The organism is Microbacterium sp. HM-570 (assembly GCF_054165885.1).
On the sequence record NZ_CM135111.1, the window covers coordinates 927,060 to 949,634 of the forward strand.

A 22,575-nucleotide genomic window follows, 5' to 3' on the forward strand; every position below is an offset into this window, starting at 1 on the left:
GCGACGCCCGCCGGTCCCGGTGAGGGTGGCGCATCCGTCGCCAACATCGGCGTCGTCGGCCTCGCCGTCATGGGCTCGAACCTCGCCCGCAACCTCGCTCGCCGCGAGGGCAACACGGTCGCCATCTACAACCGCAGCCGCGACAAGACCGAGCACCTCGCCGAGCAGCACCCCGAGGCGGGCTTCGTTCCCACCTTCGACTACGCCGAATTCGCCGCCGCGCTCCAGAAGCCGCGCGTCGCACTGATCATGGTCAAGGCCGGCGGACCGACGGATGCCGTGATCGATGAGCTCGTCAACGTGTTCGAACCGGGCGACATCATCATCGATGGCGGCAACTCGCTGTTCACCGACACCATCCGACGCGAGCGCGCCGTCCGCGAGACCGGCATCAACTTCGTCGGGATGGGCGTCTCGGGCGGAGAAGAGGGCGCCCTCGAGGGTCCATCGCTCATGCCCGGCGGTTCGGACGAGTCGTGGGTCACCCTCGGGCCGATCCTGCGTTCGATCGCGGCGGTCGCCGAGGGCGAGCCGTGCGTCACGCACATCGGGCACGACGGCGCGGGACACTTCGTCAAGATGGTGCATAACGGCATCGAGTACGCCGACATGCAGCTGATCGCCGAGGCGTACGACCTGATCCGTCGCGGCACGGGCAAGACTCCCGCCGAGATCGCCGATGTCTTCGCCGAGTGGAACACGGGCGAGCTCGAGTCGTACCTGATCGAGATCACCTCCGAGGTGCTGCGCCAGGTCGACCTCGACACGGGCAAGCCGCTCGTCGACGTGATTCTCGACCAGGCCGGCGCCAAGGGCACCGGCGCCTGGACGGTGCAGACGGCACTCGATCTCGGAGTCCCCGTTTCGGGTATCGCCGAGGCCACATTCGCGCGTTCGCTCTCGTCACACCCCGAGCAGCGTTCCGTCGCCCGCGACCTGCCGGGTGCCGAAGAAGAACTCGACCTCGAAGACGAGGATGCTTTCATCGAGGACGTGCGCCTCGCGCTTTTCGCCTCGAAGATCGTCGCGTATTCGCAGGGGTTCGATGAGATCCGCGCCGGAGCCGCCGAGTACGACTGGAACATCGACCTCGGCGCCGTCTCGAAGATCTGGCGCGCAGGCTGCATCATCCGCGCCCAGTTCCTCAACCGGATCGCGGATGCCTACGCCGAAACCCCGGATCTGCCGGTTCTGCTCACGGCGCCGTACTTCGTCGACGCCCTCACCCGCTCACAGGGGGCGTGGCGCCGGATCGTCTCGGCGGCGGCAACCGCGGGCATCCCGGCCCCCGCGTTCTCATCGTCGCTCGCGTACTACGACGGGCTGCGTGCCGAGCGCCTGCCGGCTGCGCTCATCCAGGGTCAGCGCGACTTCTTCGGTGCGCACACCTACAAGCGCTCCGACAAGCCCGGAACGTTCCACACGCTGTGGTCGGGTGACCGCACCGAGGTCGAGGCGACCGACACGCACTGACCCGCGGGTCTGGCCCGACGCATCCGTGTCCCCCTTCCGCTCGCTATCAGCTCTGCTGACCGAGCGGAAGGGGGCACGTTTCGTTGGCCCCGGGCATCGGTCCGGACGTAGGGTCGAGCACATGCGAGCGCTCTTCATCGGCGGGACCGGAACCATCAGCGCGGCCTGTGTGCGGGCGGCGATCGACGCGGGGCACGACGTCAGCGTGCTCAATCGCGGCTCCGGGCGACGCCCGCTGCCACCGGAGGTGCACGAGATCGTCGCCGACATCCGCGACGAAGATGCCACCCGCGCGGCGCTCGACGGCGCTTCATTCGACGTCGTGGCGGACTTCCTGTCGTTCACCCCGGCGCACGTCGAGACGGCTCTGCGGCTCGTGGAGGGTCTCTGCGGCCAATACATCTTCATCAGCTCGGCGTCGGCGTACGACAAGCCGCCCAGGCATCTACCCGTGACCGAGTCCACGCCGCTGCGCAACCCGTTCTGGAAGTACTCGCGCGACAAGATCGCGTGCGAGGACGTTCTCGTCGGCGCCTACCGCGACCGCGGGCTGCCCGTCACCATCGTGCGCCCCTCGCACACCTACGACCACGCCCTTCTGCCGACGTCCGGCGGATGGACCGACATCGCCAGGATGCGCGAGGGAAAGCCGGTCGTCGTGCACGGCGACGGCACGAGCCTCTGGACCCTCACCCATAGCGATGACTTCGCCGTCGCTTTCACCGGCCTACTGGGGGCACCCGAGGCGATCGGTGAGGCATACACGATCACGGGCGATCACGCCCCGACGTGGAATCAGATCTACGGATGGCTCGGCGAGGCCGCCGGGGTGACGGAACCACGTCTGGTGCACGTCGCGTCGGAGACGATCGCGGCGTTCGTCCCCGATCTCGGCCCGGGACTCGTCGGCGACAAGGCGCACTCGATGGTGTTCGACAACGCGAAGATCCGCGCCCTCGTGCCCGAGTTCCGCACGACGGTGACGTTCGACGAGGGGGCGCGGCGCATCCTCGCCCACTACGACGCCAACCCGGAGCTGCAGGTCATCGATCCCGATCTCGATGCGGCGTTCGACCGCATGGTCGCGCACGCCGAGGCCGCGGGCTCGTAGCGCTGCTGGACAACACTCCGGCGAGACGAGCGTGACTCGCCCCTCGTCGGGCCACCCGACGGCTGTCGGTTCGATCGGTCCGGAGATCTGTCCGGCGGGCGGTGGCGACACGGCGAGAGCTGCTCCCACACGGACGTACATTCACAGCGAACGCATATCCGGCTCCATAGCAAGCACATAGATTCGGGTCGACAATGACCTCATGAGTTCCGCTGCTCCCGCCCTGCGCCGCCCCGACGGCACCGCTCTGCGTATTGCCGTCGTCGACGACGAGCAGATGCTCACCGATCTACTTTCGATGGCCCTCCGCATGGAGGGGTGGGCGGTCAAGACCGCGGCGAGCGGCTACGAGGCACTGCAACTTGTGCGCGACTTCGAGCCCGACGCTCTCGTGCTCGACATCATGATGCCCGACCTCGACGGGATGGCCGTGCTGCAGCGCCTGCGGCAGTCGGGCGACAATGTGCCCGTGCTCTTCCTGACCGCGAAGGACGCGGTTGCCGACCGCGTCGCGGGGCTTACGGCGGGCGGCGACGACTACGTCACCAAGCCCTTCAGCCTCGAAGAGGTCGTCGCACGGCTCCGCGGACTCATGCGCCGAGCGGGTTCGGCCTTCGCCGACGAGGCCGAGCCGATCCTGCGCGTGGCCGACCTGTCGCTCAACGAAGACAGCCACGAGGTCGAGCGGGCCGGCGCCCAGATCGAGCTGACCGCGACCGAGTTCGAGCTGCTGCGCTTTCTCATGCGCAACCCCCGCCGCGTGGTTTCGAAGGCGCAGATCCTCGACCGCGTCTGGAACTACGACTTCGGCGGACGCTCGAGCGTCGTCGAGCTGTACATCTCGTACCTGCGGAAGAAGATCGACGCGGGACATCCGCCTCTCATCCATACCGTCCGCGGTGTCGGGTACATGATCAAGGCGCCCCAGTGACGAGCCCCTCCCCGAGAAAGGCGGAGGGGACCGAGGGGGATGCCTCCACTTCGGCGTCTTCGGGACCTTCGCGGACCTCCGCGTCCTCTCCCGCAGCCAGGCGTCCGCGGGCGCCGTGGACCCTGCAGCGGCGTCTGATCTTGACCGTCGTCGGGATCGTGTCGATCATCCTCGTCCTGGTATCTATTGTCACGAGCGTTGTGCTCGGCCGGGTGCTCGAGGGCAACGTCGACGCCCGACTCAGAACCCTCGGCACGAGCGCTCTGTCGCTCCCTGCGGGATTTCCGGGTAGCGGTGCCACGGCGTATCAGATCCTCGAGGCGGGCAGACAAGAGCCCGGGTTCTTGCTCGTATTGGCCGACTCGAACGGGACGTCGACGGGCGCGGTGGTAGACGCCACGCCCGGCGTGAGCTACCTGAGCGAAGAACAGATCGAGCGGGTGCTCGTAACCGTGAGTATCTCCGGGCCCACGACCATCAACATCGGCGACGGCCTCGGCGACTACCGCGTGCTGGCGGTCGTCAACCGCGGCACGCGCGATATCGTCGGCGCTGTCGGGCTTCCCCTCGAAGAGGTTCAGGGCACGATCGCCAACCTCCTCACGGCGACCGCACTCCTCACCGCGGGCGGGCTGGTGCTTCTCGGCGTCGCAACCGCGTGGACCATCCGGCGCGGACTCAAGCCCCTCCGCGCCGTCGCAGAAACGGCATCCCGCGTTGCGAGACAGCCGCTCGATCAGGGCGAAGTCTCGATCTCGGAACGTGTGCCCGCGGCCCAGGCCGACGAACGCACCGAGATCGGCCGGGTGGGAGCGGCGCTGAACATGCTGCTCCATCACGTCGACGCGTCCCTCGACGCGCGGCAACGGAACGAAGAGCGGATGCGCCGATTCGTCGCCGACGCAAGCCACGAGTTGCGCACGCCCCTGGCATCGATCCGCGGTTACTCCGAACTGTCGCTGCGCGACCGCTCGCTGAGCGAAACCAGCGAGCAATCGCTGCAACGCATCCAGGCGCAGTCGCTGCGGATGACCGGGATCGTCGAGGATCTGCTGCTGCTCGCGCGCCTCGACGAGGGCCAGGAGCTCGTCTATGGCACCTCTGACCTGTCGCGGCTCGTCGTGGAGGCGGTCGGTGACGCACAGGTCGCGGCACCTGATCATGGGTGGAGCATCGACGTCGACGACGAGCCCGTGCAGATCGCGGGCGACACCGCACGCCTGCACCAGGTCGTGGCCAACCTGCTCGCGAACGCCCGCACCCACACCCCGGCCGGGACGCACGTGACCGCAAGCGTCACGCGCGAAGGATCCGATGCCGTCATCCGCGTGCACGACGACGGCCCGGGAATCGACCCGGCGCTGCAGGCCGAGCTGTTCCAGCGCTTCTCACGCGGCGACACCTCGCGCGCCCGCCAGACCGGCGGCTCCGGCCTCGGACTATCCATCGTGCGAGCGATCGTCGAGGCGCACGACGGCACGATCTCGATGCGGAGCGTCCCCGGTGACACCGAGTTCGAGGTGCGTCTGCCGGCGAAGCCGCGCGATCCCGAGGTCTGAGCTGCGGTCGATGGGCATGGCTGAAGAGGGTGAGAGAACTCTCATTCTCGGGTCTCGTTTTGTGCCGGGATTGCGCGGTTTTCGGGCTTCGGATGTCGGAGGTCGTCCATAGGCTATCGAACATGACTTCGAATCAGACCGTGGACGTGGGGGCGCTCGACGACGTCTCCCTCCTCGGTCTGGTCGAGGGAATCGTGGCACTGCGCAAGCAAGCCGCACAGGTGCACGCGGCCGAGGTTCGGTTGCTTGCGAAAGCGGGCGAGCTCGCGGCATCCCGTTCGGCGGTGTTGCGTTCCGATGCGCGGGAGCGTGAGATGCACCTCCGCTCGATCGCAGCAGAACTCGCGCTCGCGGTCCGCGCGTCCGACCGGACGGTTCAACGGCAGATCAACGACGCCGGGGTGCTCGCTGACGGGTTCACCCCGGTGCTCGAGGCGCTCGAAGAGGGGCGGATCTTCGTGGGCCACGCGCGCGTGATCGTCGACGCGGGTACCCCGATCCTGGACGCCGAGGCCCGCCTCGCTTTTGCCGTCGAGGCCGTGGCGCGAGCCGAGAATCTCTCGCCGTCTCGCTTGCGCCCTGCCGTTGAGGCTCTCGCCGAACGCCTCCAACCCCGCACCGTCACCGAACGACACCGAGATGCGCGCGCCGACCGTGCGGTCACCGTCACCGACCGGCCCGACGGGATGGGCGAACTCATCTACACCGGGCCCGCCACCCTCGTCCACGGCATCTACGACCGGTTGACGCAGCAGGCGCGCGCGGTCCGCACAGCGAGCGCCGCAGCCCAGCCGGGTGCGTCATTCGGGCCCGCCGCCGTGGCGGCGGATGGCACGGGTGCTGGTGCTGGTGCTGGTGCTGGTGCTGGTGCTGGTGCTGGTGCTGGTGCTGGTGCTGGTGCTGGTGCTGGTGCTGGTGCGGAAGATGATGGGGGTGACTCTGATTGCGGCCCGGAGTTGACCCCCGACCCGCGCACGATCGACCAACTCCGGGCCGACATCTTCGCCGACATGCTCCTCACCAGCGCACCGCAAGACGACCCCACCACCGACACCGCCACCGACCCGTCACTCGGCTTCGGCGGGCTCGGCGCCATCCGCGCGATCGTGCACGTCACCGTCCCCGCATTGGCACTTGCGGGTCTCAGCGACGAACCGGCCGAACTCGTCGGACGCGCCCCGATCGACATCGATACGGCCCGGTGCCTGGCCGGTCGCGCATCCGGGTGGGACCGGGTACTCAGCGACCCCATCACCGGCGGAATACTCGCCGTCGACCGCTACACCCCGGGCGCCGACCTCAAACGCTTCCTCCGAGCCCGCGACGAACACTGCCGATTCCCCGGATGCCGCCAACCCGTCCACCGCTGCGACATCGACCACGGCCACGACTGGGCACTCGGCGGAACGACATGTGTTCACAATCTTCACCACCTCTGCCGCCGCCACCACACCCTCAAACACGCCACCCCCTGGCAGGTCCGAAACCTCGGCGGCGGGGTCCTCGAATGGACCAGCCCCACCGGCCAGATCTACATCGACGACCCACCCTCCCGCGTCCACTTCATCCCCACCGGGCCCCCACCACCCTTCTAGAACCACCCCAACCGCGGCACGAGCACGCCCCGCGGCACGAGCACGCCCATGGCGTGAGCACGCGCCAACGCAGGGTCAGTACCCGGCGAATGCGTCCGTCGTGAGTGATCGAGCCTGAGCCAATGCGGGCGCCAACTCGGCGATCAGCTTCGGCGGGCCCGATACATACGCGTGACGAGACGAGAGGTCGGGCACGACCCTCGGTAGCCCCTCAGCATCGAGGCGGACACCCCGCGCCCACACCCAACTGGCCGCAAGATCACGTGGCTGGTCGCGGGTGAAGACGATGACCTCGATACCGGATGCCTCCAGCTCATCTCGGAACGCCAGCTCCGACGCTTCGGACGCGACGTAGATCAACACCGCATTCCGCTCGATCCCTCGGGCGCGGTCCTCACGCACCTGCGAGACGAAGGGCGTGATGCCGATGCCTGCCGCCACGAGCAGCACGGGCGCATTCGGGTTGCTCGGCATCAAGAAGTCGCCCCAGACACCCGTCGCCGAATATTCGGCACCCGGCGACGCGACCGCGAGCGCCTTCTTGAACGTGCTCTCCCCCGGCCCCGACCCCGCCCCCTGACCCGAAGCCACGCCCACGCCCACACCCGCACCCGGTTTGACCCGGTAAGCGACCCGCACAGTCGGCGCGTCACTCGGGGCCGACACGATACTGAACTCCCGGCGCGTGCCGCGGGCATCGGCTTTTGCGTGCGGCACATCGAGTTCCAGGTACTGACCGGCCACGAATCGCACCGGACGCCGCGCCTCGAACGTCAGCTGACGCACGGACGGCGTGATCATGCGCGCATCGGCCAAGCGCAGCCGCACAGCATGGTGGGCCACCCACACGAACGCGAGCAGGTTGCCGATGAGCAGCGCGCGCTCCTGGCCAAGCGTGAAGTATCCGACCGAAATCGGCCAGCCCGCGAGCACGCCGACCACGGCCGCGACCGTCATCTGCTGCCAACGCCGAGGCGGCAAACTCAGAGGCTCCGACAGCATGAACGCACCGAGGAAGAGGAAGGGCGACGACCACAGCGCGAACGGCAGTGTCTGCCCGGCGTCGAACTCGAAACCCGCGGCCTGCGACTGCACCGCGACGCGCAGCACGTACACCCCGACGGCGACCACGAAGAACGTCGCGACGATCCGCAACCGGTCGGTCCGCACCAGCACGAACAATCCCAGAACCAGCACGGGCGCGGCGAGCACGGGCGAACCGACCCACCACGCCGATGCACCGAGCCCGGACATCGTCAGCACGGCGGCGCCCACCGCAGCGGGATTGAGGATGTGCCGGCCCCGCCACGCGATCAGGTACTTCGACGCGGCTGCGACCACACCGGCGAGGGCGATCCCGAGCAGTTCCAGCGGGTCGAGACTCGGGCGCAGAATGAAGACTAGGATGCCAACGGTGATCTGCGCCGACTCGTGCCGGATCGGCAGCTTCAGCATCCGCTGCGCGAGCGCATTCGTTCCGACTGTGGCGACGAAGAGCACGGCGACCGTCACGACCAGCTCGAGCGGTGAGGGCACCACGAGCCCGAAGAACGACAGCACGAGCGCCACCAGGGTCAAGACGCCGAGCGCCATCAGCACAAGGCGATACATCGACAGGCGTCCGAGGTACCCGCGGATACGCGCCCAGCCCCCCACCACCATTGCGATCACGCGATTCTCCTCTGTCGATCGATCGTCGGCTCTGTCTATCGCGGGCAGGGGTGAATCCGCCCCGTACGCGAACTCACGCCACGCTAGAGGTCCGCGTGAACAGCTCCGCGGAGCATCCGTGCGACCATTCCACGCGCCCAGTGGTCAGCATCCGCACCCATTCCGCACCCCACCTGTGCGCGAGTTCGTCGCCGCCGTCGAAGAAGAGCGCGGTCGCCAGCGCGTCCGCGCGCATCCCAGTATCGGCGACGACCCACGTCGCGGCGACGACGCGGACCGGCACGCCGGTGCGCGCATCGAGCACGTGATGCAACCCGTCGCCCCAGGCACGACGGTTCGCCGCTGAGGCGCAGAGGGCTGCATCCGTCACCTCCCAGACGCCGATCGCACGTTTGGCATCGAACGGATGCTCCAGCCCGATGCGTTGCCTCACCCCGGTCACGAGCAGATCTCCGCTCGCGTCGATCACGGCCCGGCCGTCTGTCCAGGGTTCGAGCGTGCGCGCCACGACATCGACGAGACGCCCCTTACCGAGCGCGCCGACGTCGATCATCGCGGGCTCATCGAGCGCCAGGCGTTGGTCACGCCAGCGCACTCGCGTCGGCCAGTTCGTGGGTGCCGCGAGCGGCTCCCCCGGCCGAAGCGAATAGGAGGCGTCATACCCCAGGCGCTCGAGGGATGCGCCGACGAGAGGGTTCACGGCACCGGATGTCGCGAGCGATAGTTCTTCGAACGCGTCCAGCATCGCCGCACCATCCGGCGGCACGGGAACCGGCCCACCCCCGCGCGCGAGCAGCGAGACGAGCGAATCGGCACGAAACCGGGACCACGCGGAATCGAACGCCTCGATGACGCGATCCGCCGCAGCGCGGGCCTCGTCGGGCAACTCGGTGGCCGTGTCGATGCGCCAGCGCGTGCCGATCGCATCGAACTCCCACGTTGCCGCTAGCGGCACCGTGGGGCCCGGCGGCAGGACCACGGTCAGGCCGCCGCTTCGTCCTCGATCGCGTCGATCGCCTCGTTGAAGCCGCCGCTCGTGAGCGATGACCCGGCGACTCGATCGACCGAGATGTCGTCGATGTTCTCGCCCACGACCTCATCGTCGATGCCGCCGATGAACTCGGACTGGTACCGCTCGGATTCGGATGCCTGCGGATCGCCCGACACTTCGACCGCCGTGATGACGTCGTCCGCGAGGGTGATCGTGACCTCGATCGTCTCGACCGTTTCGGGGGTCTGGTACGAGCCCGTTGCCGTGTAGGTGCCGTCGACGTAAGCGGCACCCGAGGCGCCGGTCCCCGTTGAGGTGTCGGTCGACGACTCGGTGGACGACGAGGGCTCGGTGGTCGCGGCATCCGTCGTATCCGCTGCGGCAGTGCCGCAACCGGCGAGCGCCAATGTTCCGGCAAAACCGATCAGGGCAGCACCCACACGAATCGGTCGGGCACGAAGCGGGTGAGGGGCGAGGGCGTCGCGGATCATCAAGGGCTCCTTCGGCGATGGGCCGGCATTCTGTGCCGGTGATCCCGAGCGTAGAGCGCCGCTTCTCCGATCCTGTCGGAGCTTCCTATGAAGAATCTCTGAGGGCTGACCGCCGTGCGCTCAGGCCGCGCCGTCGAACATGCTCGTGACGGAGCCGTCCTCGAACACCTCGTGGATGGCGCGCGCCAGCATCGGCGCGATCGGCAGGATCGTCAGGCCCGGGAAGCGACGACTCTCGGACAGCGGGATGGTGTCGGTCACGACGACCTCGTCGATCGCGACGTCCTGCAGGCGCTCCGACGCGGGATCACTGAACACGGCGTGGGTCGCGGCCACGATGACACGCTCGGCGCCGGCGGCCTTCAGAGCCTGCGCGGCCTTCACGATCGTGCCACCGGTGTCGATCATGTCATCCACGAGTAGACAGACCCGCCCTGCGACTTCACCGACGATCTCGTGCACCGTGACTTTATTGGCGACCTTGGGGTCCCGGCGCTTGTGGATGATGGCCAGAGGCGCGCCCAGGCTGTCCGACCAGGTGTCGGCGACGCGGACGCGGCCCATGTCGGGCGAGACGACCGTGAGCTTGGCGCGGTCGGCCTGCGAGAGCGTCCGCTGGAAGTACTCGAGCAGCACGGGCTTGGCGAAGAGGTGATCGACGGGGCCGTCGAAGAACCCCTGGATCTGGGCCGCGTGCAGGTCGACCGACATGATGCGGTCGGCGCCGGCGGTGCGCAGCAGATCGGCGATCAAGCGGGCACTGATCGGCTCACGTCCCCGACCTTTCTTGTCCTGACGGGAGTAGGGGTAATACGGAGCGACGACCGTGATGCGCTTCGCGGAGGCACGCTTGAGGGCATCGAGCATGATGAGCAACTCCATGAGCCACTCGTTCACGGGGTGACCGAACGACTGGATCACGAAGACATCGCACCCGCGGATCGAGACCTCGAAGCGGGTGTAGATCTCGCCGCTCGCGAAGGTGCGGTGCTCGGTCGGCGCCAGCTGGATGCCCAGTGCTTCGGCTACCTCGTCGGCGAGGGCGGGAGCGGAGCGTCCCGAGACGACGACCAGCCGCTTCTTCGTCTTAGCGACGAGTCCGGGCGCGATGTCCAGATCTCGATCGAGGTCAACCGTCTTCTTCTTGCGAGCCATTGGGGGCCTTCTCTGCGGCCTGAGCCGCGGCAGTGCCAGGTCGGTTGCGTACGACCCAGCCCTCGACGTTGCGTTGCGAGGCCACGGTGAGAGCCAGCGCGCCCGGCGGAACATCCTTCCGCACGACCGTACCGGCACCGGTGTAGGCCCCATCACCGATCCTAACCGGCGCGACGAACACGTTGTGCGCCCCGGTGCGGACGTGGTCGCCCACCTCGGTACGGTGCTTCTCGACCCCGTCGTAGTTGGCGATGATCGTGCCAGCGCCGACGTTCGCGCCCACACCGACCTCGGCATCGCCCAGGTACGACAGGTGCGGAACCTTGCTGCCGTTCCCGATCCGCGCGTTCTTCGTCTCCACGAAGGTGCCGATCTTGCCCTGCGCGCCGAGATAGGTGCCGGGACGCAGGTACGCGAACGGACCGACCGTCGCCCGGGCGCCGATGACCGCGAGCGTCGCATCGGTGCGCGTGACTGTGGCGTCCTCGCCGACCTCGCAGTCGACGAGGCTCGTGTCGGGGCCGACGATCGCGCCCTCGGCGATACTCGTGGCGCGGAGGATGTGGGTGTTCGGCAGCACCGTCACGTCGGGTGCGAGGGACGCGGTCACGTCGATCCAGGTTGTCGCGGGATCCTGCACGGTGACGCCCTCGAGCTGCCAGCGGCGAACCGTACGGGCATTCAGCTCGGCCGCGGCTGCCGACAGCTGAACGCGGTCGTTGATGCCGAGCGCCGCCGTCGGGTCAGGTGCGAGAGTCGCACCGATCGCCATCCCGGCGGTGTGGAACAACGCGACGACATCCGTCAGGTATCGCTCGCCCTGCGCGTTGTCGTCGTCGAGGGCACCGATCTCGCGCCGCAGCGGCACGGACTGGAAGATGTAGACCCCGGCGTTGATTTCGGCGATCGCACGCTGCTCAGCCGAGGCATCCCGCTGCTCGACGATGCCGATGACGCCGCCGTCCGCGCCGCGGATGATGCGCCCATACCCCGTCGGGTCGTCGACGCGGGCGCTCAGAAGCGTGACGGCTGCCTCCGCCGCGCGGTGCCCGGCGACCAGCTCCGCGAGCGTCTCACCGTCGAGCAGCGGCACATCCGCGCTCAGGATCAGGATGTCTCCGCCGAACTCCGCCAGGTGCTCGAGCGCGACCTGCACGGCGCGACCGGTGCCCGGGATCTCGTCCTGATCGACAACGATCGCCTCGGGTGCGACATCCTGAACCGCGTCCGCGATCAGATCGCGTTCGTGCCGCACGACCACGAGCAGCCGGTCGGGGTCGAGAGTCCCCGCCGTGTCGAGCACGTGCTGCAGAAGGGACCTGCCGCCGATGCGGTGCAGAACCTTCGGCGTCCGCGATTTCATCCGCGTGCCCTGCCCTGCGGCGAGGACGACGATGGCCAGACTCTGATCGCTCATGCTCCGCCGCCAGGATTCGAACCTAGACCTAACAGCTCCAAAGGCTGTCGTGCTGCCGTTACACCACGGCGGACCGCCCGCCGATGCGGACCCTTTCAGTCTGCCAGAGCCCGGCGCGATCCCCCTCACACAACGACCCGCTCCCCTGGCAGAAAATGGGGTCTCAACGCACCTGAGGCCACAAGTAGTGCCAGGCGAGCACCCCCTCAACGCCTGCGACGCCGCACGCCCGATGCCATGATGGGGGGATGTCACGCGAGAGCGACGAAGTCGACCGGATCGTCGCGGCGTGGATGGCGCAGCGCCCCGACCTCGATTTCTCGCCCCTCGAGGTGCTGTCTCGCGTCGATCGGCTCTCACGCCACCTCGACCGCGCGCGGCGCGCGGCGTTCGGACGAAGCGAGCTCGTCGCCTGGGAGTGGGACGTGCTGTCGGCCCTGCGCCGCGCGGGTGAGCCGTTCCAGCTGAGCCCGAAGCAGCTGCTGCAGCAGACACTCGTCTCGAGCGGCACCATGACGAACCGCATCGACCGCCTGGTCGGGCGTCGACTCGTGCGCCGCGAAGCCGACCCGGGTGACGGGCGAAGCGTCCTCGTCACACTCACCGACGAGGGGCGCACGCGGGTCGACGCCGCGATCACCCGCCTGGTCGACGCCGAGTCGCACCTGCTCTCGGAACTCTCGCGCTCCGACCGCGAACGACTCGCCGGACTGCTGCGCAAGCTCAGCCTCGGGTTCGACGCCGAATGACCGCCCAACCGATCGGAGCGCCACGATGACCGAGGACCTCCCCTCCCCCGCCTCCGAGACGTCGCCGGCAGATGGGCATCGAGGATTCCGCGGATGGCTGCGGCACATCTTCGCGGGTCCCTCTGCGGTCTACGGTCTCATCCTGTATTCGGCTCTGATCGCGGGCGTGTCGGACGACTCCACCGACTCCGCCGAAGTGCTGCTCGTCTCGCTCTTCTCGCTCACCATTTTCTTCATCGCGCACGTATTCGCCCACACCCTGAGCGACCACGGCGAGCTGGGCTTTCGGAAGGCGTTCAGCGGCGGGATCGGGCACTCCGCGGGCATGCTCTACGCAGCGATCCCCTCAACGTTGGTGTTGATCCTGGGGGCGACGACGCGAATGGATGCCGAGGATGCCGTCGGCATCGCGCTCATCATCGCGAACATCGAGCTGGGCATCCTCGGATACTCCGCCTACGCGCAACGCGGTGCCGGACATTTCGTGCGCATCCTCGGAGCCGCCGGGACGGCTTTCCTCGGCTTCTTGATCACGGTGCTGAATTACGTCGTGCACTGAACGCCGCGCACTGAACACCTCGCCAGAGCGCGCCGACCCGTCGGCTACTCCAGTTGCTCCGACAGCTCCAGCCAGCGATGCTCGAGTTCGGTGTTCTCGTTCTCGAGCTTGCCGATCGCCGTCATCTTCTCGCCCAGCCCGGCGAAATCCGACTGGTCGTGGTCGGCGAGAGCCGTGCGCTTGGCGGTGATCTCGGCGTCGACCTTCGAGATGCGACGCTCGATCGCCGCGAGCTCCTTCTGGGCGGTGCGGAGCTCTCCCCCGCTGAGACCCGAACTGGCCTTCGTCGAGACGGGGCCGACGGATGACCGTGCGGCACTTCTCTGCTGCTGGGCGTGACGCAGTCGCAGGTACTCCTCGATACCGCCCGGCAGGTGACGCAGGCGATGATCGAGAATCGCGTACTGCTGGTCGGTCACGCGCTCGAGGAAGTACCGGTCGTGGCTGACCACGATGAGGGTGCCGGCCCACGAGTCGAGCAGGTCTTCGATCGCGGCGAGCATGTCGGTGTCGAGGTCGTTCGTCGGTTCGTCGAGAATCAGCACGTTCGGCTGGTCGAGCAAGATCAGCAGCAGCTGCAGGCGGCGCTTCTGACCGCCCGAGAGATCCTTCACCGGAGTCGAGAGCTGCTCGGATGCGAAGCCCATCCGTTCGAGCAGCTGACCCGGGGTGAGGTCTTGCGCCTTCGAGCCGGTGCCGATCGTGTAGCTCGTGCGAAGACCCGAGATGACGACGCGGACGGGATCGGCCAAGTGCGGCTCGAGCGAGTCCATCTGCTGCGTCAGGGTCGCAACCTTGACGGTCGTGCCACGTTTGACTCGACCTGTTGTGGGCCGGACGGTGTCGGCGATCAGCCCGAGCAACGTCGACTTGCCCGCACCGTTCACGCCGAGGATGCCGGTGCGCTCCCCCGGTGCGATGCGCCACTCGATGTCGTTCAACACCGGCACACCGTCGTACGCGACCGACACGTCGAGCAGGTCGACGACGTCCTTGCCCAGCCGCGTCACCGCGAGCGATTGTAGCGAGACCCGGTCGCGAATCTCGGGCACATCGGCGATCAGCTCGTTGGCCGCGTCGATGCGGAACTTCGGCTTCGTGCTGCGGGCGGGCGCGCCGCGGCGCAACCAAGCGAGCTCTTTGCGGGCCAGATTCTGCCGACGAGCCTCGATCGTCGCCGCCTGGCGATCTCGCTCGACCCGCTGCAGGATGTACGCCGCGTAGCCACCCTCGAACGGGTCGACGATGCGATCGTGCACCTCCCAGGTGGTGTTGCAGACCTCATCGAGGAACCACCGGTCGTGCGTGACGACCAGCATCCCGCCGGAGTTCTGCGACCAGCGTCGCTTCAGATGTTCGGCGAGCCACGCGATGGCCTCGACATCGAGGTGGTTGGTGGGCTCATCCAGGGCCAGGACGTCCCAGTCGCCCTTGAGCAGGCGCGCGAGCGCGACCCGGCGGCGCTGACCACCCGAGAGCGAGCCCAGCTTCGCTTCCCAGGGGAGGTCGCCGAGCAGACCCTGCAGGACGTCACGAATCAGGGGGTTGCCCGCCCACTCGTGTTCGGGGATGTCACCGATCACGGCGCCACCGATGGTGTCGTCGTCATCGAGGGTGTCGCCCTGGTCGAGCACGCCGATGCGCACCCCGTTGCGCACGGTCACGCGACCACCGTGGGGTTCGAGGCGGCCCGCGAGCATGGCGAGCAGGCTCGACTTGCCGTCGCCGTTCCGGCCGACGATGCCGATGCGGTCGCCCTCGTTCACGCCGAGTGAGATCGAGTCGAACACTACTTTGGTGGGGAATTCGAGGTGCAGGGCCTCGGCCCCGAGAAGATGAGCCATCGCTTCTAGGCTATGCGACCCGGTGCGTGTGGATCACACGGTCCGCACAGGGCGGTCGGCGGCACCCGCTCGCGGCTCCGGGCACGCGCAGTGTCCGTTCCGGAGGGTATGGTCGCTCCGGAGGGCGAATCGTGCCCTATGCGTCCTCCCGAGCGAACGCGTCCTCCCGAGCGAACGCGACTCCCGCAGCACGAAGCGCCCGGGGCGGCGGCGCCGGGCGCTTCGTGCGCGGAAGATTCCGCGAGAACCTCAGACCAGGCCGTTCTCTTCCAAGAAGGCGGCCGCGATGTCGTCGGGCGACATCTGGTCTTCCGTGCTCTGCACGTTGAGGGCGACGAGCGCCTCGGCGGTCAGCGCCGCGCTGACGGCGTTGATGACGTCGGCGATCTCGTCGGCGACATCCGCGTTCACAACCGGCACGACGTTCGACGCCAGGAACAGGCCCTCGGGATCTTCGAGCACGACGAGATCCTGGGTCTGGATGCGCGGGTCGGCCGTGAAGACGTTGGCGACGTTGACCGTGCCGGCGACGAGGTTCTCGACGGTCGTGTCACCCGTGGGCGAGAAGGTCACGTCGACGCCGTAGACGTCGGCGAGTCCGGTCGGCCCGTAGGGGCGCTCGGCGAGCTCGGGCGGGCCACCGAGGGTCAGCGGCACCGTGACATTCGCCAGATCGGCGATCGTCGTCAGATCCCACTCCTCGGCGAACGCGGCGGTCACCGTGTAGGAGTCCTGGTCGCTCGCGCCCGATTGATCGAGCACGGTCAGGTTTTCGGGCATCGCGTCCTGCAGGGCGGCGTAGACGTCCTCGGGTGTGCGGGCTTCGGTGTCTTCGTCGAAGTACTGCAGCAGGTTTCCGCTGTACTCGGGGAAGAGCGTGATCGCGCCCGACTCGATCTCGGGCATATAGACGTCGCGCTGCCCGATGTTGAACTCACGCTCGACCTCGAAGCCGGCGCCCTCGAGCGCCTGAGCGTAAATCTCGGCGATGATCTCGTTCGAGTAGTAGGCCTGCGATCCGATGACGATCGTGTCGCTCGCGGGCGCGCGGCCCGCGGATTCTTCGGCGAGCGGGTCGCTCGATGAGCAGCCTGCGAGCGCGAGCGCCGCGGTGGTGGCGATGGCCGCGCCGATGGCGAGCCTCTTGTGTGCTGTGAACATGGTGCTGTTCTTCTCTCTGTGAATGGAGCTAGGTGAATGGAGCTAGGTGAGTGGAGCTGTGTGGACAGAACGGGGAGCCTGCGCGCGCAGTCGGTAGCGCTCAGGCGGGCGAGCCCTGAACGGATGCGGTGACGCGCGTACCGGTCCGGCGCCGCGAGGTTCGGGCACCCGCACCGCTCACGCGCCCCGCGCCAACGCCCCGTGGCACGACGAGGCGCTCGGCGATCGCGAACAGGGCGTCGAGGATAAGGGCGAGCACGGCGACGAGAATCGCCCCGGCCAGCACCTGGTTGAAGCGGTTCAGGTTGATGCCCTGGATGATGTACTGCCCCAGGCCCCCGAGCCCCACGTACGCCGCAATCGTGACGGTCGCGACGATCTGCAGAGTTGCGGCACGCAGACCCGAAACGAGCAGCGGCAACCCGAGCGGCACCTCGATGCGCCAGAGAATCTGCCACTCGGTCATCCCTACGGCTCGCCCCGCATCGATCACTCGCCGGTCGATGGCCTCGAATCCCGCGTACGCCCCGGCGAGGATCGACGGAATACCCAGAAGCACGAACGTGATAACCGCAGCGGCCTGCGTCTGCAACACGCCCATGACGAGCACAAGCAAGATGAGCAGGCCGAACGAGGGGATGGCACGCGCAGCACCCGACAGCGACACGGCGATCTCGCGGCCCTTGCCCGTGTGGCCGATGGCCCAGCCGACGGGGACGGCGATTGCCGCGGCGATCAGAACGGACACGAAGGTGAAGCCGAGGTGTTGCGCCAGGGCCACGGGGATGCCGGTCGGCCCCGACCACCGTTCGGGTGCGAGCATCCACGCGATGGCATCCGCAAGAACGTTCACGCGGTCACCTCACTCGCGGCAATGGCGCGGCGAGCACGTCGAACCGAGCGCCGCGAGCCTGTGCGCTCCCAGGGCATCAATGCGCGGCCAGCGAGCACGAGCAGGTAGTCGATGACGAGCGCAATGACCACGACAGCGACGACCCCCGCGAGCACTTCGGGGATGATGCGACGCTGCAGCCCGTTCGTGAACAGGTAGCCGAGATTCTCGACGCCAACGAGGATCCCCACCGTGGCCAGCGAGATGGTGCTGACCGCCGTCACACGGAGCCCCGCGAGAATCACGGGACCCGCGAGCGGGAATTCGACGGCCCAGAAGCGGCGGAACGATCCGTACCCGACGGCGGTGGACGCTTGCCGGATGCCGGGATCGACCGACTGCAGGCCGTCCGACACCGCGCGCACCATGATCGCGACCGCGTAGATCGTGAGGGCGATGATGAGGTTCGTCTGGCTGATCACGCGGTACCCGAAAATCGCGGGCAGAAGCATGAGGAGCGCGAGCGAGGGGATCGTGTAGAGCAGGCCGGTGATCGTGATGAGTCCGCTCCGGAGCAGTCGGTACCGGAACGCCACCCATCCGAGCGGCACCGAAACGACGAATCCGATCAGGATCGCTATGACGCTTTGGCGCAGATGCTCGAGCGTCAGTCCGCCGATCACGTCGAGGTTGTCGAGAACCCAGGTCACGTGATCGACCGTCCTACCAGCGCGCCCTGCGTGCGGCCTTCGGCGTCGATCACCACCGTGCCGTGCGCCGTCTCTTTGAGACTCAGCGCGCGCTTGCCCTTGTCGGCGCCGATGAAGCTCGCCACGAAATCGTTCGCGGGGTTTTCGATGATCTCGTCGGGGCTGCCGACCTGCGCAACGGCCGCACCCTTTTCGAGGATGACAACCTGGTCGCCGAGCAAGAACGCCTCATCCACATCGTGGGTGACGAAGATGATCGTCTTGCCGAGCCCCTCCTGCAGGCGGATCAGCTCGTTCTGCAGCTCAGCACGAACGATGGGGTCGACGGCGCCGAAGGGCTCGTCCATCAGCAGAATGTTGGGGTCGGCCGCGAGGCCGCGCGCAACGCCGACGCGCTGCTGCTGCCCACCCGAAAGCTGGGCGGGGTAACGATCGGCGAACGCCGGATCGAGCCCGACCGTGTTCATGAGTTCGAGCGCACGCTCGCGCGCCGCACGACGCGGAGTGCCCTGCAGCACGGGCACCGTGGCGATGTTGTCGGCGACCGTGATGTGCGGCAGCAATCCGGAGTTCTGCATGACGTAGCCGATGCTGCGCCGCAACTGAACAGCGTTCCGACTCAGGATGTCTTCGCCGTCGATCTCGATCGACCCGGCGGTGGGGTCGACCATGCGGTTGACCATGCGCAGCAGGGTGGTCTTGCCGCATCCGGACGACCCAACGAGCACGGTCGTCTTGTGCGCGGGCACGACCAACGAAAAGTCATCGACGGCCGCGGTGCCGTCCGGATACTCCTTGGAGACCGAGCGAAACTCGATCATCTTCGGGGCTCAGCCGTCACGGGACGACCGAGACATCCTTGCCGAAGGCGACATGTCCCGCGAAGTCGCGGCCAACGCGCTCGACGGCCCCGTCGTAGGGCTCGGGATAGCTCCACCCCACGTCGGCGATCTGCACGTCGTCGGACTGGAGCGACCAGTACTGGCACACGCCCTTCCACGGGCAGGTATACGGCGTGGGGCTCTCGACGAGCAGCCCCTCGGTGAGGCTCGACTGCGGGAAATACCAGTTGCCTTCGATCCGAACCAGGTCTTCTTCGGGTGCTTCTGCGACCACCAGGTCACCTACGAGCGCGCGCATAATTCCTCCTGCCAGAGCGGACGGTCCGAGCCTAGCGGCCCCCGCCGACACGGGGGCCGGGCTTGCGAAACCACTTCGGAACCGGCTATGGGCTCGGGACTGGGCGTCCTCGCGCGTAGGCGTCAGGGGATGACGCGGGCGCCCGGCACGGGGCCGTGGGCGCTGAGGGCGACGTGGCCCGAGGCCGAGAGCGCGACGCACACATCGAGAGCCGCCTCGGCATCGGCGCAGAGGAACGCCGTGGTCGGGCCGGACCCCGAGACGATTCCCGCGAGGGCCCCCGCGCGCTCACCTTCCTCGATGCGCGCCACGAGATCCGGGCGCAGATTCTGGGCCGCGACCTGAAGATCGTTGCGGAGCGCCGCCGCGAGCCGGATGGGATCGCCCGCGCGGAGCGCGTGCAGCACGTCCGGGTCGACCACGGGCTGGCGAGCCGCCGGGGCGATGTCGGTCTGGGCTCGCTCGCGATGCGCATCGAGTTCGGCATATACCTGCGGAGTCGACAGGCCGCCGTCATCCGTCACGAAGACCCACTCGAATCGCCCGCGCGCGAGAGCGGGGCTCAGCTCGGCGCCCCGCCCCGTACCGATGGCCGTGCCGCCCTGCAGTGCGAAAGGAACATCGGCCCCGAGCCGTGCGGCCAGCCCCTGCAACTGCGTGGTTGTGAGTCGCGTGTCCCACAGCGCGTCACACGCGACGAGGGCCGCGGCCGCATCGGCCGAACCGCCGCCCATGCCACCCGCCACGGGCACACCCTTGCGGATCTCGAGATGCACACCACCGTCGTAACCCGTCTTGCTCGCGAGTAACCGTGCGGCGCGAAGGGCGAGGTTCCGATCGTCGAGTGGGACGCCGGAAGTATCGACGGGGCCGTGCACCGAAATCGAGAACTCATCGGATGCGGTGGCCCACACATCCTCGAACAGTGACACGGCCTGAAAGGCCGTCGCCAGCTCGTGGTAACCGTCGTCCATGACCCGGCCGACCTCGAGGAAGACGTTCACCTTGCCCGGCGCGCGCACGTGCACGCGCGCCGCGTCGGGCAGCAGGGGGCCGGCGGTGCTCACAGGTCAGACGACTCCGCCCAGAGGTTGACGTCGAGCGAGTCCGACAGGGCGTCGATCTGCTCGAGTTCCTCGGTATCGAAGGCCGGTCCCGACAGCGCCGCGATGTTCTCGTCGAGCTGCTCGGTGCGGGATGCCCCGATGAGGGCGGACGAGACGACGCCATCGCGCAGCACCCACTGCAGCGCGAGCTGTGCGAGGGTCTGACCGCGTTCCTGGGCGATGACGTCGAGGCCCCGGAGCTTCGCGACGGCGCCGTCCGAGAGGCGCCCGCTCGGCAGCGAACCGCGCTTCTGCGCGCGCTCGGCCGAACCGTCGCCCAGATACTTGGAGGTCAGCAGGCCCTGCGCGAGCGGCGTGAACGCGATCGCGCCCATCCCCTCCTGGCGGAGCACGCCCGTCAAGCCGTCCTCGATCCACCGGTTCAGAATCGAGTACGACGGCTGGTGGATGACGAGCGGCGTCCCGAGCGAGCGCGCCACCGCGACGGCTTCGGCCGTCCGCTCCGCGCTGTACGACGAAATGCCGACGTAAAGCGCCTTGCCCTGACGCACCAGGGTGTCGAGCGCACCCACGGTTTCCTCGATGGGCGTCACCGCATCCGCGCGGTGCGAATAAAAAATGTCGACGTAGTCGAGACCCATTCGCGTGAGCGACTCTTCGGCGGACGCGATCAGGTACTTGCGCGAACCGTGGTTGCCGTAGGGACCCGGCCATATGTCGTAGCCGGCCTTCGACGAGATGATGAGTTCATTGCGGTACGGCGCGAGGTCTTCCCGCATCATCCGTCCGAAGTTCGTCTCGGCGGTGCCGTACGGGGGGCCGTAGTTGTTCGCCAGATCGAAGTGCGTGATGCCACGGTCGAACGCGCCGCGCAGGAGCGCGCGCTGGTTGTCGAACGGGATGTTGTCGCCGAAGTTCCACCACAGGCCGAGAGAGATCGGCGGAAGGTACAGGCCGGAGGTGCCGACCTGGCGGTAATCGGTGTTGCTGTAACGGTCTTCCGCCGCCACGTAGGGGCGGTGGAGTTCGTATGCGGGAGGAAACCTGACGCTGTCGCTCATCCGTCCAGGCTAGCGATGCCCACGGATCCCGGCGCTGCTTTGCGCAAAGCGGCGGCGATGCGCTCGAACTCGTCGATGCCGAGCTCTTCGCCTCGTGCCGTCGGAGCAACGCCCGCCGCCGTGAGGATCGCCGAGGCATCCGCAGCGCTCCCGCCGAGCACCGCAGCGAGCGCCTGACGGAGCATCTTGCGTCGCTGTTGGAATGCGGCATCGACGATGGCGAACACCGCGCGCCGGTCGTCGTCGCTTCCCCGCGGCTGCGCGTCGCGCTCGAAGGCGACGAGCACGGAGTCGACGTTCGGCACGGGCCAGAACACCTGACGCGACACCATTCCGGCCAGCCGCCATTTTCCGTACCAGGCCGCCTTGACGCTCGGCGCACCGTAGACCTTCGCCCCGGGGGGCGCCGCAAGCCGCTCCCCCACTTCCGACTGCACCATCACCACGCCGCGTTCGAGCCCCGAAAAGTGTTCGAGCAGGTGCAGCAGCACGGGCACCGAGACGTTGTAGGGCAGGTTGGCAACGAGCACGCGCGGGTCCCCGGGGAGCTCCGTCACCCGCAGGGCGTCGGCATCGACGACGGTGAGCGCGCCATCGGCTACCCCGTGTGCCGTCGCCGTTTCGGGCAGACGAGCCGCGAGACGATGATCGATCTCGACGGCGGTGACGGATGCCCCGGCCTCCAGGATCGCAAGCGTCAGAGACCCGAGCCCGGGTCCGACCTCGACGACCCGGTCGTGCTCTGTGACGCGGGCGATCTGCACGATCCGACGCACGGTATTGGCGTCGACGACGAAGTTCTGCCCGAGCTTCTTGGTGGGCGTCACGTCGAGCTCGGCCGCGAGTCGGCGGATCTCGGATGCGCCGAGGAGTGTCACCGACATGCGCCCAGCCTAGGCCGTGGGCTCCCGCGGATCGTCACACGATGTTCACATCGCGGCGGTCCGTTCTCGCACGGGAGCAGGTACGGTAGAGGACGAGTGGCTGGGGAAAGCCGCTCACGACGGGCATCTTTTGTCCGTAAGCGCCGATGACGTCGCTATCGCACTGGGGAAGAG

21 protein-coding genes and 1 tRNA gene are annotated in these 22,575 nt (G+C 68.0%); 7 read left to right on the plus strand and 15 right to left on the minus strand.

The window, feature by feature from the left end:
* Window positions 1-45 precede the first annotated feature (45 nt).
* From gndA to ACT9TC_RS04365, 5 genes are all read left to right on the plus strand, one after another.
* A complete protein-coding gene (gene gndA / locus ACT9TC_RS04345; protein WP_458042861.1) occupies window positions 46-1,473 on the plus strand; it encodes an NADP-dependent phosphogluconate dehydrogenase in 1,428 nt (475 codons plus the stop codon).
* A 121-nt stretch (window positions 1,474-1,594) separates the two neighbouring features.
* Complete coding sequence (locus ACT9TC_RS04350) at window positions 1,595-2,584, plus strand: SDR family oxidoreductase (RefSeq protein WP_458042197.1); 990 nt, start codon at window positions 1,595-1,597, stop codon at window positions 2,582-2,584.
* Window positions 2,585-2,786: 202 nt separating this feature from the next.
* Window positions 2,787-3,515 carry a response regulator transcription factor gene (locus tag ACT9TC_RS04355; protein ID WP_458042198.1) on the plus strand — a complete coding sequence of 243 codons (729 nt, stop codon included), beginning with the start codon at window positions 2,787-2,789 and terminating at the stop codon, window positions 3,513-3,515.
* 137 nt (window positions 3,516-3,652) lie between these two features.
* Entirely contained in the window at window positions 3,653-5,074 is a 1,422-nt protein-coding gene (locus tag ACT9TC_RS04360) for a sensor histidine kinase (protein WP_458042862.1), read from the plus strand.
* A gap of 122 nt (window positions 5,075-5,196) precedes the next feature.
* Window positions 5,197-6,669: a DUF222 domain-containing protein gene (locus tag ACT9TC_RS04365; protein ID WP_458042199.1), complete on the plus strand. Its 1,473-nt coding sequence runs from the start codon at window positions 5,197-5,199 to the stop codon at window positions 6,667-6,669.
* A gap of 75 nt (window positions 6,670-6,744) precedes the next feature.
* Here the strand turns inward: ACT9TC_RS04365 and ACT9TC_RS04370 are convergent, their stop codons facing one another.
* From ACT9TC_RS04370 to ACT9TC_RS04395, 6 genes are all read right to left on the minus strand, one after another.
* A complete protein-coding gene (locus ACT9TC_RS04370) occupies window positions 6,745-8,331 on the minus strand; it encodes an FAD-dependent oxidoreductase (RefSeq protein WP_458042863.1) in 1,587 nt (528 codons plus the stop codon).
* Between the two features lie 82 nt (window positions 8,332-8,413).
* Window positions 8,414-9,325: an FAD:protein FMN transferase gene (locus ACT9TC_RS04375; protein ID WP_458042864.1), complete on the minus strand. Its 912-nt coding sequence runs from the start codon at window positions 9,323-9,325 to the stop codon at window positions 8,414-8,416.
* Window positions 9,322-9,822: an FMN-binding protein gene (locus ACT9TC_RS04380; protein WP_458042200.1), complete on the minus strand. Its 501-nt coding sequence runs from the start codon at window positions 9,820-9,822 to the stop codon at window positions 9,322-9,324. The genes ACT9TC_RS04375 and ACT9TC_RS04380 overlap by 4 nt, the downstream gene beginning before the upstream one ends.
* A gap of 120 nt (window positions 9,823-9,942) precedes the next feature.
* Window positions 9,943-10,977, minus strand: a complete 1,035-nt coding sequence (locus ACT9TC_RS04385; RefSeq protein ID WP_458042201.1) for a ribose-phosphate diphosphokinase — start codon at window positions 10,975-10,977, stop codon at window positions 9,943-9,945.
* Entirely contained in the window at window positions 10,952-12,394 is a 1,443-nt protein-coding gene (glmU, locus tag ACT9TC_RS04390; protein ID WP_458042202.1) for a bifunctional UDP-N-acetylglucosamine diphosphorylase/glucosamine-1-phosphate N-acetyltransferase GlmU, read from the minus strand. The genes ACT9TC_RS04385 and glmU overlap by 26 nt, the downstream gene beginning before the upstream one ends.
* Window position 12,395: 1 nt before the next feature.
* A tRNA-Gln gene (locus ACT9TC_RS04395) sits at window positions 12,396-12,467 on the minus strand.
* 175 nt (window positions 12,468-12,642) lie between these two features.
* Here ACT9TC_RS04395 and ACT9TC_RS04400 point away from each other — a divergent pair.
* Window positions 12,643-13,143 (plus strand): MarR family winged helix-turn-helix transcriptional regulator, encoded by a 501-nt coding sequence (locus ACT9TC_RS04400; RefSeq protein WP_458042203.1) that lies wholly within the window; start codon window positions 12,643-12,645, stop codon window positions 13,141-13,143.
* Between the two features lie 25 nt (window positions 13,144-13,168).
* Entirely contained in the window at window positions 13,169-13,702 is a 534-nt protein-coding gene (locus ACT9TC_RS04405; RefSeq protein ID WP_458042204.1) for a hypothetical protein, read from the plus strand.
* 44 nt (window positions 13,703-13,746) lie between these two features.
* On the opposite strand, the gene ACT9TC_RS04410 is transcribed toward ACT9TC_RS04405, so the two are convergent.
* The 9 genes from ACT9TC_RS04410 to rsmA all read right to left on the minus strand — a co-directional run bounded on the left by ACT9TC_RS04410 (window position 13,747) and on the right by rsmA (window position 22,401).
* Entirely contained in the window at window positions 13,747-15,546 is a 1,800-nt protein-coding gene (locus ACT9TC_RS04410) for an ABC-F family ATP-binding cassette domain-containing protein (RefSeq protein ID WP_458042205.1), read from the minus strand.
* A 249-nt stretch (window positions 15,547-15,795) separates the two neighbouring features.
* On the minus strand, window positions 15,796-16,707 hold the full coding sequence (locus ACT9TC_RS04415) for an ABC transporter substrate-binding protein (RefSeq protein ID WP_458042206.1): 912 nt from the start codon (window positions 16,705-16,707) through the stop codon (window positions 15,796-15,798).
* A gap of 100 nt (window positions 16,708-16,807) precedes the next feature.
* Window positions 16,808-17,560 (minus strand): ABC transporter permease, encoded by a 753-nt coding sequence (locus ACT9TC_RS04420; protein WP_458042207.1) that lies wholly within the window; start codon window positions 17,558-17,560, stop codon window positions 16,808-16,810.
* Window positions 17,557-18,249: an ABC transporter permease gene (locus tag ACT9TC_RS04425; RefSeq protein ID WP_458042208.1), complete on the minus strand. Its 693-nt coding sequence runs from the start codon at window positions 18,247-18,249 to the stop codon at window positions 17,557-17,559. The genes ACT9TC_RS04420 and ACT9TC_RS04425 overlap by 4 nt, the downstream gene beginning before the upstream one ends.
* On the minus strand, window positions 18,246-19,070 hold the full coding sequence (locus tag ACT9TC_RS04430; RefSeq protein WP_458042209.1) for an ABC transporter ATP-binding protein: 825 nt from the start codon (window positions 19,068-19,070) through the stop codon (window positions 18,246-18,248). The genes ACT9TC_RS04425 and ACT9TC_RS04430 overlap by 4 nt, the downstream gene beginning before the upstream one ends.
* A 16-nt stretch (window positions 19,071-19,086) precedes the next feature.
* Complete coding sequence (locus ACT9TC_RS04435; protein WP_458042210.1) at window positions 19,087-19,389, minus strand: DUF427 domain-containing protein; 303 nt, start codon at window positions 19,387-19,389, stop codon at window positions 19,087-19,089.
* A 122-nt stretch (window positions 19,390-19,511) separates the two neighbouring features.
* Window positions 19,512-20,456, minus strand: coding sequence for a 4-(cytidine 5'-diphospho)-2-C-methyl-D-erythritol kinase (locus ACT9TC_RS04440; protein ID WP_458042211.1), 945 nt, complete (start codon window positions 20,454-20,456; stop codon window positions 19,512-19,514).
* Complete coding sequence (locus ACT9TC_RS04445; RefSeq protein WP_458042212.1) at window positions 20,453-21,517, minus strand: aldo/keto reductase; 1,065 nt, start codon at window positions 21,515-21,517, stop codon at window positions 20,453-20,455. The genes ACT9TC_RS04440 and ACT9TC_RS04445 overlap by 4 nt, the downstream gene beginning before the upstream one ends.
* Window positions 21,514-22,401, minus strand: a complete 888-nt coding sequence (rsmA, locus tag ACT9TC_RS04450; RefSeq protein ID WP_458042213.1) for a 16S rRNA (adenine(1518)-N(6)/adenine(1519)-N(6))-dimethyltransferase RsmA — start codon at window positions 22,399-22,401, stop codon at window positions 21,514-21,516. The genes ACT9TC_RS04445 and rsmA overlap by 4 nt, the downstream gene beginning before the upstream one ends.
* Between the last annotated feature and the right edge of the window lie 174 nt (window positions 22,402-22,575).

Excerpts from the sequence above, each read along its gene's own strand:
- ACT9TC_RS04350 (WP_458042197.1), top strand. The coding sequence starts at position 1,595 with ATGCGAGCGCTCTTCATCGGCGGGACCGGAACCATCAGCGCGGCCTGT.
- ACT9TC_RS04355 (WP_458042198.1), top strand. The coding sequence starts at position 2,787 with ATGAGTTCCGCTGCTCCCGCCCTGCGCCGCCCCGACGGCACCGCTCTG.
- ACT9TC_RS04365 (WP_458042199.1), top strand. The coding sequence starts at position 5,197 with ATGACTTCGAATCAGACCGTGGACGTGGGGGCGCTCGACGACGTCTCC.
- ACT9TC_RS04370 (WP_458042863.1), bottom strand. The coding sequence starts at position 8,331 with ATGGTGGTGGGGGGCTGGGCGCGTATCCGCGGGTACCTCGGACGCCTG.
- ACT9TC_RS04380 (WP_458042200.1), bottom strand. The coding sequence starts at position 9,822 with ATGATCCGCGACGCCCTCGCCCCTCACCCGCTTCGTGCCCGACCGATT.
- ACT9TC_RS04385 (WP_458042201.1), bottom strand. The coding sequence starts at position 10,977 with ATGGCTCGCAAGAAGAAGACGGTTGACCTCGATCGAGATCTGGACATC.
- glmU (WP_458042202.1), bottom strand. The coding sequence starts at position 12,394 with ATGAGCGATCAGAGTCTGGCCATCGTCGTCCTCGCCGCAGGGCAGGGC.
- ACT9TC_RS04400 (WP_458042203.1), top strand. The coding sequence starts at position 12,643 with ATGTCACGCGAGAGCGACGAAGTCGACCGGATCGTCGCGGCGTGGATG.
- ACT9TC_RS04405 (WP_458042204.1), top strand. The coding sequence starts at position 13,169 with ATGACCGAGGACCTCCCCTCCCCCGCCTCCGAGACGTCGCCGGCAGAT.
- ACT9TC_RS04410 (WP_458042205.1), bottom strand. The coding sequence starts at position 15,546 with ATGGCTCATCTTCTCGGGGCCGAGGCCCTGCACCTCGAATTCCCCACC.
- ACT9TC_RS04415 (WP_458042206.1), bottom strand. The coding sequence starts at position 16,707 with ATGTTCACAGCACACAAGAGGCTCGCCATCGGCGCGGCCATCGCCACC.
- ACT9TC_RS04430 (WP_458042209.1), bottom strand. The coding sequence starts at position 19,070 with ATGATCGAGTTTCGCTCGGTCTCCAAGGAGTATCCGGACGGCACCGCG.
- ACT9TC_RS04435 (WP_458042210.1), bottom strand. The coding sequence starts at position 19,389 with ATGCGCGCGCTCGTAGGTGACCTGGTGGTCGCAGAAGCACCCGAAGAA.
- ACT9TC_RS04445 (WP_458042212.1), bottom strand. The coding sequence starts at position 21,517 with ATGAGCGACAGCGTCAGGTTTCCTCCCGCATACGAACTCCACCGCCCC.
- rsmA (WP_458042213.1), bottom strand. The coding sequence starts at position 22,401 with ATGTCGGTGACACTCCTCGGCGCATCCGAGATCCGCCGACTCGCGGCC.